This window comes from Alcaligenes sp. GW821-FHT11D07, assembly GCF_058808495.1.
This window is the reverse complement of record NZ_JBXART010000001.1, coordinates 1,035,722-1,053,577: the sequence shown is the minus strand read 5'-3', so window position 1 is coordinate 1,053,577 and position 17,856 is coordinate 1,035,722. Positions and strand designations below refer to the sequence as shown.

General features: G+C 53.6%; 17 protein-coding genes. 11 read left to right on the top strand and 6 right to left on the bottom strand.

What is annotated here, in order from left to right:
- Window positions 1-32: 32 nt before the first annotated feature.
- The 4 genes from AC1RSM_RS04820 to ugpB form a co-directional block, all read right to left on the bottom strand.
- Entirely contained in the window at window positions 33-1,118 is a 1,086-nt protein-coding gene (locus AC1RSM_RS04820; RefSeq protein WP_492929996.1) for a sn-glycerol-3-phosphate import ATP-binding protein UgpC, read from the bottom strand.
- A gap of 20 nt (window positions 1,119-1,138) precedes the next feature.
- Window positions 1,139-1,981: a sn-glycerol-3-phosphate ABC transporter permease UgpE gene (gene ugpE / locus AC1RSM_RS04815; protein WP_492929994.1), complete on the bottom strand. Its 843-nt coding sequence runs from the start codon at window positions 1,979-1,981 to the stop codon at window positions 1,139-1,141.
- A gap of 21 nt (window positions 1,982-2,002) precedes the next feature.
- Entirely contained in the window at window positions 2,003-2,887 is an 885-nt protein-coding gene (gene ugpA / locus AC1RSM_RS04810; protein WP_492929992.1) for a sn-glycerol-3-phosphate ABC transporter permease UgpA, read from the bottom strand.
- Between the two features lie 136 nt (window positions 2,888-3,023).
- Window positions 3,024-4,331 (bottom strand): sn-glycerol-3-phosphate ABC transporter substrate-binding protein UgpB, encoded by a 1,308-nt coding sequence (gene ugpB / locus AC1RSM_RS04805; RefSeq protein WP_492929990.1) that lies wholly within the window; start codon window positions 4,329-4,331, stop codon window positions 3,024-3,026.
- 175 nt (window positions 4,332-4,506) lie between these two features.
- Between ugpB and proC the strand changes: the two genes are divergently transcribed.
- The 8 genes from proC to AC1RSM_RS04765 all read left to right on the top strand — a co-directional run bounded on the left by proC (window position 4,507) and on the right by AC1RSM_RS04765 (window position 12,107).
- Window positions 4,507-5,349, top strand: coding sequence for a pyrroline-5-carboxylate reductase (proC, locus tag AC1RSM_RS04800; protein WP_492929988.1), 843 nt, complete (start codon window positions 4,507-4,509; stop codon window positions 5,347-5,349).
- 325 nt (window positions 5,350-5,674) lie between these two features.
- Complete coding sequence (locus tag AC1RSM_RS04795; protein WP_492929986.1) at window positions 5,675-6,799, top strand: high-affinity branched-chain amino acid ABC transporter substrate-binding protein; 1,125 nt, start codon at window positions 5,675-5,677, stop codon at window positions 6,797-6,799.
- 105 nt (window positions 6,800-6,904) lie between these two features.
- Window positions 6,905-7,834, top strand: coding sequence for a high-affinity branched-chain amino acid ABC transporter permease LivH (livH, locus tag AC1RSM_RS04790; protein ID WP_492929984.1), 930 nt, complete (start codon window positions 6,905-6,907; stop codon window positions 7,832-7,834).
- Window positions 7,834-9,057 carry a high-affinity branched-chain amino acid ABC transporter permease LivM gene (gene livM / locus AC1RSM_RS04785; RefSeq protein WP_492929982.1) on the top strand — a complete coding sequence of 408 codons (1,224 nt, stop codon included), beginning with the start codon at window positions 7,834-7,836 and terminating at the stop codon, window positions 9,055-9,057. Before livH ends, livM begins: the two co-directional genes overlap by 1 nt.
- Window positions 9,054-9,818, top strand: coding sequence for a high-affinity branched-chain amino acid ABC transporter ATP-binding protein LivG (gene livG, locus AC1RSM_RS04780; protein ID WP_492929980.1), 765 nt, complete (start codon window positions 9,054-9,056; stop codon window positions 9,816-9,818). Before livM ends, livG begins: the two co-directional genes overlap by 4 nt.
- A complete protein-coding gene (locus AC1RSM_RS04775; RefSeq protein ID WP_492929978.1) occupies window positions 9,819-10,520 on the top strand; it encodes an ABC transporter ATP-binding protein in 702 nt (233 codons plus the stop codon).
- Between the two features lie 341 nt (window positions 10,521-10,861).
- Entirely contained in the window at window positions 10,862-11,734 is an 873-nt protein-coding gene (locus AC1RSM_RS04770) for a hypothetical protein (protein WP_492929976.1), read from the top strand.
- A 58-nt stretch (window positions 11,735-11,792) separates the two neighbouring features.
- Window positions 11,793-12,107 carry a hypothetical protein gene (locus AC1RSM_RS04765; protein ID WP_492929974.1) on the top strand — a complete coding sequence of 105 codons (315 nt, stop codon included), beginning with the start codon at window positions 11,793-11,795 and terminating at the stop codon, window positions 12,105-12,107.
- 163 nt (window positions 12,108-12,270) lie between these two features.
- Here the strand turns inward: AC1RSM_RS04765 and AC1RSM_RS04760 are convergent, their stop codons facing one another.
- Window positions 12,271-12,885, bottom strand: coding sequence for a glutathione S-transferase family protein (locus tag AC1RSM_RS04760; protein WP_492929972.1), 615 nt, complete (start codon window positions 12,883-12,885; stop codon window positions 12,271-12,273).
- Window positions 12,886-12,948: 63 nt separating this feature from the next.
- A complete protein-coding gene (locus AC1RSM_RS04755) occupies window positions 12,949-14,856 on the bottom strand; it encodes a S9 family peptidase (protein ID WP_492929970.1) in 1,908 nt (635 codons plus the stop codon).
- A 154-nt stretch (window positions 14,857-15,010) separates the two neighbouring features.
- Between AC1RSM_RS04755 and AC1RSM_RS04750 the strand changes: the two genes are divergently transcribed.
- Genes AC1RSM_RS04750 through AC1RSM_RS04740 form a run of 3 tightly spaced genes read left to right on the top strand, consistent with a single transcriptional unit; the run spans window position 15,011 to window position 17,830 of the window.
- On the top strand, window positions 15,011-15,982 hold the full coding sequence (locus AC1RSM_RS04750) for a D-2-hydroxyacid dehydrogenase (RefSeq protein WP_492929968.1): 972 nt from the start codon (window positions 15,011-15,013) through the stop codon (window positions 15,980-15,982).
- A gap of 3 nt (window positions 15,983-15,985) precedes the next feature.
- Window positions 15,986-16,774: an SDR family oxidoreductase gene (locus AC1RSM_RS04745; protein ID WP_492929966.1), complete on the top strand. Its 789-nt coding sequence runs from the start codon at window positions 15,986-15,988 to the stop codon at window positions 16,772-16,774.
- A gap of 12 nt (window positions 16,775-16,786) precedes the next feature.
- Window positions 16,787-17,830, top strand: a complete 1,044-nt coding sequence (locus tag AC1RSM_RS04740) for a type I glyceraldehyde-3-phosphate dehydrogenase (protein ID WP_492929964.1) — start codon at window positions 16,787-16,789, stop codon at window positions 17,828-17,830.
- Window positions 17,831-17,856: the final 26 nt, after the last annotated feature.

Sequence of the window (17,856 nt, the reverse complement as noted above, 5' to 3'; positions counted from 1 at the left end):
GGGCCGGTTTTTTATTGACGGCCACTAAGCCTTTAATCTTCGATACGGAGCCCCGTATCACGATCAAACCAATGCAAAGGGTGGGGCGGCATGTAGCCAATCTGTATCGCCTCGCCAATTTGAATCGGATACTGGCGGGTTTGTTCGATGGGGCAACGCACGATTATGCGGTAATCCCCGCAGCCTAAATGCAGCAGTTGCTCGGAACCCAGAATCTCCACCATCTCCACCTGCGTGGTCACGCCAGGCACGTGCAAATTGATGTGCTCCGGGCGTATACCCAAAAACACTTTGCGGCCGCGCACAGAGGCTGGCACCAGGTCTGAAGTGAACTGCACCGGCTGACCATTATCCTGTTTGATCTGGCCTTGGGCATCTACCTCTACCGGCAACAGATTCATGGGAGGAGAGCCGATAAAGGTCGCCACAAACACAGAGGCCGGTTTGTCGAAAACCTCGCCAGGGGTCCCTATCTGTTCAGGCACACCCTGGTTCATCACAATCATGCGCTCGGCCAAGGTCATGGCTTCGATTTGATCATGAGTCACGTACAGGCTGGTGGTTTTCAGACGCCGATGCAGCTTCTGAATTTCCAGACGCATTTGTACGCGCAGCTTGGCATCCAGATTCGATAAGGGTTCGTCAAACAAGAAAACCTTAGGCTCACGCACAATGGCGCGGCCCATGGCTACCCGTTGACGTTGCCCGCCCGATAGCTGGCCGGGGCGACGCTCCAGCAAAGCCCCCAGCTCCAAAATTGCCGCAGCCGCATTCACGCGTTGCTTGATTTCGTCTTTGGAGAATTTACGGATCTTCAAGCCATACGCCATATTGTCGAAGACCGACATATGCGGGTAGAGCGCGTAGTTCTGGAAAACCATCGCAATATCACGCTCTGCGGGTTCCAGGTCGTTCACTACTTTGCCGTCAATCAACACCTGACCGGCAGTCACGGACTCCAAGCCCGCCACCATACGCATCAGGGTTGATTTCCCGCAGCCGGAGGGGCCGACAATCACCACGAATTCGCCGTCTTTGACATCCACATCAATGCCGTGAATGACGACGGTGCCATTCGGATAGGTTTTCTTGACGCCTTCAAATCGTAAGCTAGCCATTCAATAAAGCCTGTAGAGAATTACTTTTCGGAGTCGATCAGCCCTTTGACGAACCACTTTTGCATCAGCATCACCACCAGGGCAGGCGGGATCATGGCCAAAAGGGCCGTAGCCATCACAACGTTCCACTCGGTCACACTGTCACCGCCGGAAATCATGCGTCGAATACCCACGACAATCGGGTACATATCTTCATGAGTGGTGATGATCAGCGGCCACAAATACTGGTTCCAACCGTAGATAAACTGGATCACAAACAGCGCGGCCATGCTGGTTTTGGACAAGGGCAGCAAGACATCCTTGAAAAACCGCATGGGGCCCGCCCCGTCGATGCGAGCAGCCTCAATCAGCTCATCGGGTACGGTCAGAAAGAACTGGCGGAATAAAAAGGTAGCTGTGGCAGAGGCGATCAAAGGCAAGATCAAGCCGCCATAACTATCCAGCAATTGCAGGTCCGCCACGACCTTATAGGTGGGCATGATGCGCACTTCCACGGGCAGCATCAAGGTGATGAAAATCATCCAGAAAAACAGCATGCGGAAAGGGAAGCGGAAGTACACGACGGCAAAAGCCGACAGCATCGAAATAACGATCTTGCCAATCGCAATACCCAGCGCCATCACCATACTGACAACCAGCATGCGGCCAACCGGCGGCGCATTGGTCGAGGTGCCTTGAAGGGCGCTCAGGTAGTTGTCCACCATGTGTGAACCGGGCAGCAGCGACATGGGAGCCCGGGCCACTTCTGCGCTGGTCTGCGTGGACGCAACAAAGGTGATGTACAGGGGAAGAGCAATCACGATGACCCCGAGAATCAGGGTCAGATGCGTGAAAAAATCGAGAATAGGGCGGCGTTCAACCATGACTGTGTTCCTTGCTTCGCATCAGCTGTACGTCACTTTTCGATCAATGTAGCGGAACTGAATGACGGTCAGTGCCACAACCACCACCATCAACACCACCGACTGGGCCGCAGAGGAGCCAATGTCCAGCCCACGAAAGCCTGTGTTGTAGACGCGGTAGACCAGAATCGAGGTAGCTTCACCTGGCCCGCCTTGGCTGACCACATCAATAATGGCGAAGGTGTCGAAAAAGGCATAAATAATATTGACGACCAACAGGAAAAACGTCGTGGGTGCCAGCAGGGGAAACACAATGGCCCAAAAGCGCCTCATGGGCCCGGCACCGTCCATTGCCGCCGCCTCGATCAAAGAGCGTGGAATGGCTTGCAGACCCGCCAGAAAGAACAGGAAGTTGTAGGAGATTTGCTTCCAGACGGAGGCAATCACCACCAGCAACATGGCGTCATTACCATTTAAGCGGGGGTTCCATTGAAACCCTTGCTCCAGCAAGAAGACGGCCACAATCCCTACCGAAGGTGAGAACAAGAACAGCCAAAGCACACCGGCAACCGCTGTGGCCACAGCATAGGGCCAGATCAGCAAACTGCGATAGAGCAGGGCGCCACGCACGACCCGATTGGCCATCACAGCCAGGACCAGGGCGACGATCAGCCCCAAGGCGGATACGGCTAAAGAGAACACCGCTGTCGTCTTGAACGACGCGATATATTCCGAACTGCTAAACAGCTCTGCAAAATTATCCAGGCCGACAAATTGCGAGGACAAGCCAAAAGGATCTTCCAGATGAAATGCCTGCCACAGGGCTTGACCCGCGGGCAGAAAAAAGAAGATCAGGGTAATGGCTAGCTGCGGGGCTAATAAGAGATAAGGCAGTGTCTTATGACGGAAGACGACACGTTTTTCCATAGGTTCGCGCGATGGGAAAGGGCGCCACCATCAGGGTGGACAGACTGAAGTGAAACCAAGAAGAGCGTATGAGTGCAATCAACACGCCACTCATACGCTCGATTGTAAACCACCCGCCAAGCAAGGCGGGTCAGGCTTACTTCACGCTCTTTTCAAAGCGCTCCAGCAGTTCATTGCCACGATTTTGCATGGCCTTCAAACCCTCTTCGGGCGTTACTTTACCGGCAAAGATCTGTTCCATCACACCGTCTTCAATGTCGCGAATCTGCGGCAAGGAACCCAGGCGAATACCACGCGAGTTCTCGGTCGTGCTGGCGTCCAACTGTTTCACGGCAACATCTGCACCCACGTTCTTGGCGTAAAAGTCCGATTCCTTGGTCTTTTCAAAGCCTGCTTTGGTCACTGGCACGTAACCGGTGTCCTGGTGCCAGGCTGCGGCTTGCTCAGGGCTGGAGATGAAGTGGAAGAACTCGGTCACACCCTTGTAAACATCATCCGACTTCTTGGCAAAAACCCATAGGGAAGCGCCGCCAATAATCGAGTTCTGCGGTGCGCCTTGCACATCGCTGTAGTAGGGCAGGCTGCTGGTGCCAAACTCGAATTCACCGGTCTTGATGATGTTGGCGCGGTTACCACTGGAACCGGTGAACATGCCGCACTTGCCGCTGGTAAAGAGCGCATTGGGCGTATCACCCCGACCGCCGTAGGAGAAAGAGCCATCCTTGGACATATCGGCCAGGAAGCTGATGTGCTTCACGAACAGCGGGTTATCCAGTTGCAGACGGGCGCTGGGGCCACCAAAACCGTTGTTTTCGCTGGCAAAGGGGACGTTGTGCCAAGCAGCAAAGTTTTCCAGCAAGATCCACGATGGCCAGGAGGAGGTGTAGCCGCACTCTTGGCCGGACTCACGCAATTTTTTAGCGGTTTCGTGCAGTTCCTGCCAGGTTTTCGGTGGCTTGTCAGCGTCCAACCCTGCCTTTTTGAAGGCGTCTTTATTGTAATAAAGCACTGGGGTCGAGCTGTTGAACGGCATGGAGATCAACTTGCCCTCGTTGGACGAGTAGTAGCCGGCTACAGCACCCAGAAAATCATCAGGATTCAGGGGCTTGCCCGCTTTTTCCGACATTTCCTGAACGGGCTGAATGGCCCCTTTGGCTGCCATCATGGTGGCCGTACCGACTTCGAATACTTGCAAAATATCTGGCGCATTGCCTGCTCGGAAAGCGGCCACACCGGCATTCATGGACTCGCCATAGTTGCCTTTATACGAAGCTTTCACCTGGTAGTCCGACTGAGATGCGTTAAAGTCATTGACTAATGCATTAACCCGTTCGCCCAAGGCCCCTTCCATTGAGTGCCAGAACTGAATCTCCGTCGCTGCGTGTGCAGTGCCTATAGACGCAATCAGCCCGGCAAGGGACAGAGCAAATAGTTTTGTTCGCATCGGAACTTCTCCTGTATAAAAGGTGCCGCTAGGGTCTAGCAGGTTTTAAAACTCAAGCTTATGACTTGTTTATGACGCTCTTGTGAATGTATCCACTCCAGCGGCATATAAGCAATGACTAATTACCCTCAAACGCTATCGCAACGTGTCAGAGGACAGATTTTTAATTGGAGCGATGATGAATCCACACGATACCTCTTTTAAGCTGGCATTTATTGGCGCAGGCAATATGGCCAGTGCCTTGGCCGCCGGTTTAATTGGCAAACGCTGCGGCGGGTCCGACGTTCTGGCCATTGATATCCATCCGCCCGCTTTAGAATCATGGGCTCAGCAAGGCGTACAGACTGCCAGCGAACCCGGCCCGGCGCTAGCCAAACAACGAATCTGGGTGTTTGCTGTCAAGCCCCAAGTCATGAAAGAAACCGTGCTGGCCTGCAAACCTTTCTTGCAAGAGGACACGCTGGTCATCAGCGTCGCAGCCGGTATTCCTGCCACGGCCTTGGCCGAATGGCTGGGCGAACCGGGCCAGCCCTACCAGCGCGTTATCCGCTGCATGCCCAACACGCCTGCCTTTATCGGCTGCGGCATTACTGGCCTGATGGCGCTGGAACAAGTGGATGAAAGCGATAAGGCCATTGCCCAGCAGCTGCTGAAATCCGTGGGCGAAGTGGTCTGGGTCCAGAACGATGCCGCCATTGATGCCGTAACCGCCGTATCAGGCAGTGGTCCAGCCTACGTGTTTTTATTCATCGAAGCCTTGATTAAAGCCGGTATTGAGCAAGGTCTATTGGCTGAACAAGCACGTCAATTGGCGTTGGCGACGCTGCATGGAGCCACCCAGCTGGCAACACTTTCACCTGAAGAGCCCTCAGTCCTGCGTGAACGCGTGACGTCCACGGGCGGCACCACCGCGGCGGCCTTGAATGTGCTCAATGAAGGCGGGTTCACCCCACTGGTTCAGCAAGCAGTAGAGGCCGCCAAAGTGCGCGCCGGTGAACTGGCGAAAGAGTTTTCTTAATACCGGACTACGTCCTGTAGCGACATCCGAATTGATATAGCGCAATCAATACGCAGGGAAGGGGGGCACATGCAAAGTGCCCCCTTTTTTCTTTTGGGAATAAGGTCTTGAGTATTTTGGCGGCTTTGCTAGGCGCCTCATTGCTACGCCTTCATTATTTTAAAAATTAATTGCCATGGCGCTAGGGCTTATACGAAGTGACAAGTTTCAGGCGCCTCCCCCAAAATGGTTTCCCCTGGTGCAGAACAATGCATGTACAGGCTTCAGAATAAACATTTTCTAAAAAGCAATTGCCGGTAGACCCCGGCCTCGGGAGACAGCTGCTATGACCTTTACTCGACGCTTTACCCCCGCTCTTACCGCCTTGGCCACTGCTTTGGCCATGGGCAGCGCTGCCTACGCGGCAGACACCATCAAAATTGGTATCCCTCAACCCATGACCGGCCCATCCACCCAATACGGTGACCAGATCCAGGCCGGAGCCCTGACCGCGATTGATGCCATCAACGCTGCAGGTGGTGTCAAAGGCAAGCAGTTGGAGGCCGTGTTGATTGACGATGCTTGCGAACCCAAGCAAGCCGTACCTGCTGCCAACCGTGTGGTGAACTCGGGTGCGAAGTTTGCTGTCGCCCACGCCTGCTCGGGAACCACCGTACCAGCGGTCAATATTTACGAGCAGGAAGGCATTGTGGCGATCACTCCCGGCGCCACCTCGCCACTGGTTACCGACACCATCAAGCCTCATTACTTCTTTCGCACGATTGGCCGTGATGACCAGCAAGGCCCCTTCGCCGCAGACTACATTGCTGATGTTCTGAAGCCTAAAACCATCGCCGTTCTGCACGACAAGCAAACCTATGGTTCGGGTGTCGCTACCCAAGTGCGCGATGCCTTGAAGAAAAAGAACATGAATATTGTCATGTACGAAGGCATTAACGTGGGCGATAGCGACTACTCGGCCGTCATCACCAAGCTCAAGGGTGTGAACCCCGATCTGATCTATTTTGGTGGTTACCATGCCGAGCTGGGTCTGCTGCTGCGCCAGGCACGTGAACAGGGCATGAAAAATACCTTCATGGGCCCAGAAGGGGTGGCCAACCGGGATCTGGTGGCCATTGCCGGCCCGGCTGTAGAAGGTTTGCTGGTGACATTGCCAACCGATTTCACCAAAATGCCTGCCAACAAAGATGTGATGGAAAACTTCACCAAATATAAGCGCAACCCCAATGGGGCCTTCACATTCCCTGCCTACGCAGCCGTGCAAATTATTGCCGATACCATCAACGCCGTAGGCGAAGATTCGGCTAAAGGTGCCGACTACATGCATGCTAATGCGTTCAATACCGCCATTGGCAAGGTAGAATACGACGCCAAAGGTGATTTGAAGCACTTCGAATTTGCCGTTTTCAAGTGGGATAAAGAAGGCAATTTTGATCTAGTTGAGAAATAAGACTGGGTTACGTGCCCCCGCTCTTTACGAAGAACGGGGGCATTGCTTTTGGATGCCCACAAAGCCTCACAACAGAAACGACGGACTCAACGGAAAAAAACAAGCATGTCTGATTTACTCCCTCAGATCGTGCAACAGCTGTTCAATGGTTTATCCTTGGGCGCTATTTATGCACTGATCGCCATCGGCTACACAATGGTCTATGGCATTATCGGAATGATTAACTTTGCCCACGGCGAGATCTATATGATCGGCGCCTATGTTGGGCTGGTTACCCTGACTGCCATCGGCGTAGGTTCGGGTCTGCCCATCTGGCTAATCATTCTTATCATGTTGCTGGTTGCCATCCTGGTAACCGCGGTTTATGGCTACGCTATCGAGAAGGTCGCTTATGCGCCGCTACGTGGTAGCCCCCGGCTGGTTCCGTTGATCTCGGCCATCGGTATGTCCATTTTCTTGCAGAACTGGGTCGCCCTGGGTCAAGGCGCACGCGATATGGCTGTGCCTACACTCTTGTCGGGCTCTTTCCAGTTCAGCCTGGGTTCAGACGGTTTTACGATCACCGCTCCGTACTCTCGCGTCATGATTATCGTGGTAACGGTTGCCCTGATGATCATGCTGAGTCTCTACATCAAATACTCCCGCATGGGACGTGCTTCGCGCGCTTGCTCTCAAGACTTGCGCATGGCCAACCTGCTGGGGATTGATACCAACAAAATCATCTCCTTCACCTTTGTGATCGGTGCCATGCTGGCCGCCGTAGGTGGCGTACTGATTGCCACGGCGATCGGCAAGCTGAACCCCTTTATCGGGTTTATCGCTGGCATCAAGGCCTTTACGGCTGCCGTGCTGGGCGGGATCGGCAGTATTCCCGGCGCCATGCTGGGCGGGGTCTTGCTAGGTCTGGCCGAAACCTTTGCCGCAGCCTTTATTTCGTCGCAGTACAAGGACATCGTTGCCTTCTTGCTGCTGGTCTTTATCCTGCTGTTCCGCCCCACGGGCCTGCTGGGTAAACCCGAGGTGGAGAAAGTCTGATGATGAACCGCTTTAGTAATGCATTTGTTGCTGCAATTTTGGCGGGCATTATTGTTGCCCCCGTCTTCGGTCTGCAGATTGTCCGCGCCGGGATGAGCACCCATCTGGAAAGCGATTGGAAGATCATTCTGATCGGTATGGCGCTGGTGTTTGTCGTTCAACTGATTCGCCCTAACGTCAATCGTAAAAAAGTACGCGAAAGCCGCTGGACTCTGCCCAAGCTCAGCATGCAGCACAAAAAGATCCTGCTGTATGTCGTGATCGCGTGCGCCGTGGTCTGGCCTTTTTTCAGTGGTCGCGCCCAAGTGGACATTGCCACCCTGGTGCTGATCTACATCATGCTGGGTTTAGGTCTGAACATCGTGGTGGGCTTTGCCGGCCTGCTGGACCTGGGTTTTGTGGGCTTTTACGCCGTGGGTGCCTACACCTACGCCTTGCTCTATCACTACGCAGGTTGGGGCTTTTGGGAAGCACTGCCGCTGGCAGGCGGGATGGCGGCCCTGTTCGGCTTCCTGCTGGGCTTTCCCGTGCTGCGCTTGCGTGGGGATTATCTGGCCATCGTCACCTTGGGTTTCGGTGAAATCATTCGCCTCTTGCTCATCAATATGTATGACTTGACCGGCGGTCCAGACGGTATTTCCGGCATTCCCAAGCCTACCGTTTTTGGTTTCCCCATGATGCGCCGTGCGCCAGAAGGGCAGACTACCTTCCACGATCTGATGGGCTGGACCTTCAGCAACCAGGACGTGGTGGTGTATCTGTACTTGATGGCCTTGGCTTTGGCCCTGATTACCTTGCTGGTCTCCAGCCGTGTCGTGCGCATGCCTATTGGCCGCGCCTGGGAAGCCTTGCGCGAAGATGAAATCGCCTGCCGTTCGCTGGGTCTGAACCCAACCTCCATCAAACTGTCCGCCTTTACCATGGGCGCCATGTTTGCCGGTTTTGGTGGCGCCTTCTTTGCCGCTCGCCAAGGTTTGGTCAATCCAGAGTCCTTCACCTTTATTGAATCTGCCTTGATTCTGGCCATTGTGGTGCTGGGGGGTATGGGTTCACAAATCGGCGTGATTCTGGCTGCCATTGTGCTCACAGTGGTGCCTGAGCTGGCCCGAGAGTTTGCGGAGTATCGGATGTTGATTTTCGGTCTGGTCATGGTGGCCATGATGGTTTGGCGTCCACAGGGCTTGCTGCCTGTGCAACGTCCTCATGTGGAGTTGCGCACATGAACCCATTATTGAAAGTGACAGACCTGTCCATGCGTTTTGGTGGGCTGCTGGCGGTCGACTCCGTCAGCTTTGATGTGGCCAAAGATGAAGTCTTTGCCATCATCGGCCCTAACGGCGCGGGAAAAACCACCGTATTTAACTGCGTAGGCGGGTTCTACAAGCCCACCTCCGGTTCGGTGATTATGGAAGACCAGCCTATCCACGGCCTGTCCAGCCACAAAGTGGCGCAGCGAGGCCTGGTCCGTACCTTCCAGAACGTGCGCTTGTTTAAAAAGCTGACCGTACTGGAAAACCTGCTGGTCGCCCAGCACAGCCAACTCAAAGCCGGCTTTTTGTCTGGACTGCTGAACCTGAAGCGCTACAAGCGTTCCGAGCAGGAAGCCAAAGAACGCGCCGTGAAATGGCTGGACTTCATGGATCTGACCGATCTGGCCAACCGCGAAGCGGGTAATCTGGCTTACGGTCACCAGCGCCGCCTGGAAATTGCGCGTTGCATGATTACCCAGCCTCGCTTGCTGATGCTGGATGAGCCCGCGGCAGGTTTGAACCCCCAAGAAAAACGCGATCTGCAAGCCCTGATCGACCAACTGCGCCGGGAATTTGGCGTAGCGGTCTTGCTGATTGAGCACGATATGAGCCTAGTTATGGGCGTATCGGACCGGATTTTGGTGATGGAATATGGCAAGCCCATCGCTACCGGTCTACCTGAAGAAGTGCGCAATGATCCGCGCGTCATCAAAGCCTATCTGGGGGAAGAATAAGTGCTCAAGCTGGACTCCGTATCTACCCACTACGGCGCCATTCAGGCGCTGGACCAGGTCAGCGTCGAGGTCAATCAGGGCGAGATCGTCACCCTGATTGGCGCGAACGGCGCTGGCAAAACCACCTTGCTCATGACTGTATGCGGTTCGCCCCGAGCCAGCTCGGGCAGCATCAGCTTCATGGGCGAGGACATCACCAAAGCCGACACGCATCGCATCATGCGTAAAGGCATTGCGATTTCGCCCGAAGGCCGTCGCGTCTTTCCAGACCTGACCGTATCGGAAAACCTGAAAATGGGCGGCTTCTTTCTAAGCCGCAACGAAATCGAGGAAGGGGAGGAGCACGTCTACACGCTGTTCCCGCGTCTGAAAGAGCGTGCTTCGCAGCGCGCCGGGACCATGTCGGGCGGCGAACAGCAAATGCTGGCTATCGGCCGGGCACTGATGAGTAAGCCATCCTTGCTCTTGCTGGACGAGCCCACCTTGGGTTTGGCCCCACTGATCATCGCGCAAATTTTTGACATCATCCGCATGATTCGGGAAGAGGGCGTGACGGTGTTTCTGGTTGAGCAAAACGCCAATAAAGCGCTGCAAGTCGCCGACCGTGGCTACGTGCTGGAAACCGGGAAGGTGGTGATGCAGGATACCGGCGCCAATCTTTTGGCGAATCCGGATATTCGGAAGGCGTATTTGGGGGCTTAACCCACACTTCCATAAAAAAGCCCGGCTCAACAGCCGGGCTTTTTTATTTCCCATACCTTGTGCATTAAGGGAAAAATTCCAGATTATTTTCCAGAAAGCTAGCAAACATATTATTTACGCTCAAATCTATCTATAAAAAGTCATTAATTATATTAATAAATTTCAATCAGGAAGCTTAGTATTTTAAATTTTTAATAACCTTGACTTGCATTGAATTTAAGGCAAGAATGAAATTTGCCAAAATAAAAATTAATTAAATAATGGCCACAGTAAATTCCAAATAACATAGATCAAAAAACACAGAGAAAAATTTCTTTATATGTTTTTAAAATGGAATAACAATGAGCCATAAATTAAAAATAATTTTTGCCGCCATTCTTTTACTGCCGATAAATGTAATAGCAGAGCCCAATGACACCCTACCTATAGGGTCTTTTACCTTAGAAATAAAATCAAGGCCCTCAACGCCGTACCCATTGCTGCAAAACTTCAGCACTTCACTGACATCACAAGGGGCGGGGCCCAGTTACCCTGTTACGGTCTCAAGGCACCATATCATTCCGCTTAATGTATTAAGGCAGTTTTACAATGAAGTTTCCAGGCGAGAAAGATTTCGCAGCATCAATGGATTTTTCAATGTTTACTCGTCAAACCTGCATCTTTACGCAGGCGCCAATCATGTTGACTGTTCCTCGATGGGTAATGACTTACTAGGTGCAGAAAATCTGGCACTTGCCCAAGGCTATGGGCTTGCACGGGGTGGCGGAACGTCAAGAGCTCCCAACTTTGATACCTTCACACAGTTTTATGCTTGGTTACCGGGTAACTTGTTTGTAGGTCCAAACAATCGCTCGGACGATCCAGAAGACGGTTTTGAGATCAATGCAGCCGTCGTCGTTGGTACCACCTACTTCAATGTTGCCCAGCGCGCTTATAACAATATTCAAAGATTTATCGGTGGCGATCAAAGCCCTAATTTATACAATGCCATCACATACGATCTCACGATTATGGCGCGAAGAACGACGATATTCGCGCTTGATCCGCAAGATTGGGAATATGTCCATGGCAGTTATAGGCTCAGAGATAGCAGCAGCCTGAACATCATAAAAATAAATAAAGCAGATCTTGTAAGAATCACCGATGCATCTTGTAGCAGCGCTTCATCAAAAAACTTAAGAAACAAAATTGCCGCTATTCTTACTGTTATATAAATAAAAAATCACACTCAGCATTTATTTTTAGAAAACAACAAACCAGAGGTTATCAAAGATGAAAAAAGCAATAGCTGTATTTTTACTCGCTAGTCTCGCAATGATTAACCCGGCAGTTTCTGGTGACTACTCACAAATGGGCTATATCACTGAAGTAAAGGTCAATCTCCAAGGTAAGGTTTGCAATATTATGCTATCCGACATCAGTGGGAGCCAAATCCAAGGCGGCCAATGGAATTGCGACAGCACAATGGGGCAAAGCATGTTAAGCAATGCGCAGCTTGCCAAGTCTTTAAACTTCAAAGTCTCCATCGTTTTTGAAGGCAATGGAGCCACGTACAAGCCCGTGTACAGCATTAATATTCTGAACTAAACACCGCCTTAACCATGCCTGGCAGCGGTTGGGAATACCTGAGCCATTTTCCTTAAAATACCTTGGTGCCCGGTATAGCTATCAGTGTTGGCGACAGAAGCAGTCATCATAAAAAAAGAGCCTCCTTAAGGAGGCTCTTTTTCCTATCAGCGAAGCATCAGGATCAATCCTTCAGCAAGCCCTCACCACGCAGAGCCGCTTTCACGCCTTCGTTCTGCTCCATACGAGCAAAGAAGGCATTCAGGTTTTTCATGCCCGACAGGTCCAGCTTCATCAGGCCAGCCCAGCGCAGAACCACGTACAGGTAGGCATCAGCCACAGACAAGGAGCCTGACAAGGTTTCTTTGCCTTCCAAGTGCTTGTCGATGACACCCAATTGCTTGGTCAGCAGGGCAGCGGTCTTGGCTTTGACTTCGGCTTGAGTCGCTTCCTGATCGGCGTAGCGCTGTGTAGCAAATATCACACCCACATTGCGATGGATTTCAGCATTCAAGAAAGCCAGCCAGCGACGGGCTTCAAAGCGTTGCTCGATGCTGCTACCGATCAAATTCGCATCGGGGTTCTTCTCGTTCAGGTATTCCAGGATGGCGATGCTCTGCGTCAAGACCAGATCACCATCCACCAGCACGGGCACGGCACCGCTGGGGTTCAGCTTCAGGAATTCTTCCTGCTGCAACTCCTCACGGCTGACGCGCTGGGATTCAAAAGGCTTGCCTATCCACTCCAAAGCAATGCGGGTCACCAGAGGACAAGCACCAGTCATGTAATACAGTTTCATAAGTTCTCTTTCCAAAAGTGCGATAAACAAATGGCGCGATCTGCTCGCGCCACTCCAAAACCGTTAAGGATGCAAGTGACGCGCCAGGAAGCGCTCCATGCGTTCATAAAACTCGAACTTGTTCTCGTCGTTGTGGAAACCGTGGCCCTCGTTATCTTTGACCATGTACTCCACATCCACACCCCGTGCTTTTAATGCCGCCACCATTTGATCGCTCTCAGCTTTATTCACCCTAGGATCATGTGCACCTTGGGCAATAAACAGCGGAGTGCGGATCTTGTCGGCATGCAGAACTGGGGAATTCGCCTCCAGCAATTCTTTGTCGGCCTCTGGATCTCCCACCATTGCGTGCATTTTCACCAGCAGCGGCTTCCAGTACGGCGGGATGGTGTTCATAAAGGTCAGCAGGTTGGACACACCAACGTAATCCACAGCGGCGGCGTACAGCTCCGGGGTTTTGACGATACCGGCCAAAGTCGCGTAGCCACCATAGCTAGCGCCGTAAATGGCGATGCGCTTGGGATCGGCGATTTTCTGGTCGATCAGCCACTGGACGCCATCGGTGATGTCGTCCTGCATGCTCAGGCCCCATTGCTTGAAGCCCGCTTCCCAGAACTTGCGACCATAACCGGTGGAGCTGCGGAAGTTGATCTGCAAAACAGCGTAACCACGGTTGGCCAAAAACTGCACCTCGGGGTTGAAGCCCCAGTAATCGCGCGCCCAAGGGCCACCGTGTGGATTGATCACTACGGGCAGATTACGGCTGGGCACGCCCAATGGCAGGCTCAGGTAGCCGTGGATCTTCATGCCGTCACGGGCGGTAAATTCGATGGGATGCATCACCGCCATATCGCTTTCTGGCAAAGCGCTATTGATAACAGCCAGTTTATGCAGGCTGTTGCTGTCCACATCGTAGAGATAGCGCGAGCCTGGATTGCGGTCGCTGTAGCTGGCCACAATCATTTTCTTCTCGTCACGGGTGATGGACTGAACGCTGATCTCGTAACCCGGCAATTGGCGAGCAATAGCGGCATGGATCTTTTCGCTGCGCTCATCGAAGAAATGCTGGCCGGGCTTGTCAGTGTAGTAGTCCACCGAAGTCAGTACCTGACGCAGGCGGGAATAGCCCGCCCCCATCAGATCGTGCTCAGGCAATTCGTAAATCTTCTCTTCCTCATCGGGCTTGGCAGGATCAATCAGCACCAAGGCCAAGGTGTCACGGCCGCGATTGCTCAAGGCGTAAAAACGCTGATTATCGGCGTGAAAGAAGAGGGGGCTAACTTCGGTACGGAAGTCCGTCTGCAAGAGACTGCGGAAAGGCTCGGACTCGGAATCGCGGTAACGCAGCTCGGAATCTACACCCGAGATGGAGATTGCCATGCGCACACGGCCTTGATGGTCGGTGCTCCAGCCCAGTACATCACCGGGGTTTTCGGCCGCCAACGTGCTTTCACCGGTCAACACATTGACCTTGTAGACATCGAAGACTTCGGGATTGCGACCATTATGGGAGACCAGGATGTGCTCCGGGTCATCGGGCAGGTCATCTTGAACACCAGCGCGTACGCCATCCAAAGGCGTCAGGTCAGTGACTTTGCCATCCAACACATTGACGGCCAGAACGTGGTAGTTCTCGTCGCCATTGACATCCTTGGCAAAAATAACGGTTTGGTCGCCTTTCCAGAAGTACTCGGCAATATCACGTTGATGCTCGGCGGTGATCCGGCGGGCTTCGCCTACGGGTTCGCTACCTTTTAACTCTTGCACAAAAATGTTCTGGCGGGCGGGATGGCCGTCGATTTTGACGGGCTCCATAAAACCAATCATGCGCCCCTGATCGGAGATGCGGAAACCGCTGCGCTTGGGATTCTGGAAGAAATCCCGAATGTCGTACAGTGGGGGAGTGGCAGTGGCGACGTTATCTGGTATCAGGGCGTGGGCACCCAAAGAAAGCAAGAGGGACAAGAGCATGGGCAATAACCTATAAAACAGGGTTATGAGAGTGAGACAAGGGACAAGCCTGCATCAATCCCATTACTATATCGGATGATGATCCCCAGCAAGGGCATGATGCAGTTGAAAATATGGCTAGGGCGCCAGACGGCAACTTAGGACAAGGACAGGCATGACTTCTTTGACTCGTATTGTTTTTCTGGATAGGGAAACCTTGTCTGACAGCGTAGCGCTTCAACAGGTTCCCTTCGAACACGAACTGAAAGTGTATGGGCGTACCCGCCCCGAGCAAGTAGCAGAACGCATTGCAGATGCTGACATTGTGATCAGCAATAAAGTCGCGCTGCGCCGAGAGCATTTACAAGCTGCTCCCAAGCTGAAAATGATCGCCTTGGCGGCGACCGGCAGTGACAATGTCGATCTGGATGCCGCCCGCGAACGGAACATTGTGGTCAGCAATATTCGGGACTACGCCGTACGTAGTGTTCCGGAGCATGTTTTTGCCCTGATCTTTGCCTTGCGCCGCAACATCTGCGCCTATCGCCAGTCCGTCAAGGAAGGCCGCTGGCAGGAGGCCCAACAATTTTGCTATTTTGACTATCCCATCCGCGATCTGGCGGGTTCCACCTTGGGACTGATTGGTTCCGGCTCCTTGGGGCAGGCAGTAGCTACCATGGGGCGCGCCTTGGGGATGAAAGTCATCTTTGCCCAGCGTCGTGGCCAAACCATTGTCAGCAATGCCCAAGACCGCTTGCCCTTCGAACAGGTGCTGGAACAATCCGACATCCTGTCCCTGCATTGTCCATTAACAGCCGAGACACAAAACCTGCTGGGTAGACCGGAGTTTGAGCGCATGGCCGCCCGCCGCCCCTTACTGATCAATACGGCTCGTGGCGGATTGATTGATAATCAGGCTCTGGATCACGCCTTGCGGCAAGGCTGGCTGGGCGGGGCAGGCATTGATGTCTGCGTCCCTGAACCCCCACCGGCCGATCATATCCTGATGCGTTTGCTGGATTTACCAAATTACATTTTGACGCCGCATATAGGCTGGGCCAGCCAGGAAGCCATGCAGGCTTTGGCTGATCAGCTCATTGAAAATATCGCGGCTTTTCATCGCGGTGAGCCGCGTCATGTGCTGTAAATAATGAATGATTTAAGTTCTTATCAAGCTAATTTCTCTCTAGCGGGTCGTTGTGCTTTGGTCACGGGTTCTTCAGCCGGTTTAGGCTTGGAGATCGCCCGTGCTTATGCGGCCCACGGAGCCCACGTCATTTTGAACGGACGGCAGGCGGCCAAACTGGCCCCGCTGGCTGAAGGCTTGAAAGCCGCCGGCGCCCAAGTGGATGTCTGGGAGCAGGACCTAGCCGACCTGGATTCTCTGGCCGACTCCTATCAAGCCATGTGCCAAAAGATTGGCACACCGGACATCCTGGTCAACAACGTCGGGGTTCGACTTCGCAGCAGCCTGCAGGATGCCGCCTGGGATGATATTGAGCATCTGATTCAGGTAGATCTGCTGGCCACCCTGAAACTGTCCAAGTTTGCCGCCCAAGCCATGCTGCAAGCCCGCACACAGCACGGGCGCATCCTGACGTTGACGTCGATCGCTGGACCTTTGGCCCGGCCTGGGGACGCCATTTATCCCATTGCCAAGCAGGGGTTGGCCGGTATGGTGCGTGCGCTGGCAGTAGAATTTGGCGGGCAGGGGATTACCAGTAACGGAATCGCCCCCGGCACCTTTGCCACGGAAAGCAATGCTGCGTTGGCGCAAGACCCCATCAAAGGCCCGCTGGTCGTGGGCCGTAATCCCTTGGGACGCTGGGCTCGCCCCGAAGAGATCCGCGCTGCTGCTGTTTTCCTGGCCTCTCCGGCCGCTTCCTACGTCAATGGCCACATTGTGGTGGTCGACGGCGGATTCTCCATTACTTTCTGACATTCCCTGACCATGCCGCTACCCCGACCCATCCGCATCGCGATCAATGGCTATGGCCGTATAGGGCGCTGTTTACTGCGCGCTATTCACGAGTCGCCACGAGGCCAGCAATTTGATGTCGTGGCCATTAACGAGCCCGCCACCATTGCGACGATGGCGTACCTGACGCGTTTTGATTCGACTCATGGCGTTTTTCCAGCCCAGGTAGAACACAACGAGCATGAGCTGATAGTGGCGGGTAAACCCATACGGGTGCTGCATGAAACAGACCCCAAAGCCATAGACTGGGCATCCCTGAATCTGGATATGTTGATCGAGTGCAGTGGCGCTTTTGGCAGGCGCGCCGAGCTGCAACAATTTCTGGATGCCGGCTGCCCACGCGTGCTGCTGTCCAACCCGGGCAATAGCGCTCAGGATGTAGACTTCACAGCAGTCCTGGGCATCAACCATGAGCAACTTCAAGGCTCCGAACTGATTGTCTCCAATGCCTCCTGCACCACCAATGCCATCATCCCGGTGCTGGCCGAACTGGATAAGACCTTTGGCATCCGCCATGCCTTTTTGAGCACCTTGCACTCGGTCATGAATGACCAACCCATGATTGACGGCTATCACAGCAGCGATCTGGCCCGCACGCGCTCCGCCTTGCAATCCATGATTCCAGTCTCCACGGGTCTGGCGCAAGGGGTAGAGCGCCTGCTGCCGCAGCTCAAAGGCAAGGTACAAGCCAAATCCATCCGCGTCCCTATCCTGAACGTGTCTGCCATTGACCTGATGGTCAATCTGGAGCGCGATACGCACCGGGACGAAATCAACCAGCTGTTCCAGCAAGCGGTACAAAACTGGCCTGGTATTCTGGATTATTCCGATCAGGCCCATGCCTCGATCGACTTCAATCACAACCCGCACTCCGGTGTGGTGGACGGCTCGCAAACCCGAACCAATGGAGACGGGCTGGTCAATATGCTGGTCTGGTTCGACAACGAATGGGGGTTTTCCAACCGCATGCTCGATATCGCCTGTGTGTGGGCTGCGCGCTTTTTGCGCCAGCCGTGAACACCCCATTTTTTTGAACTGACTCG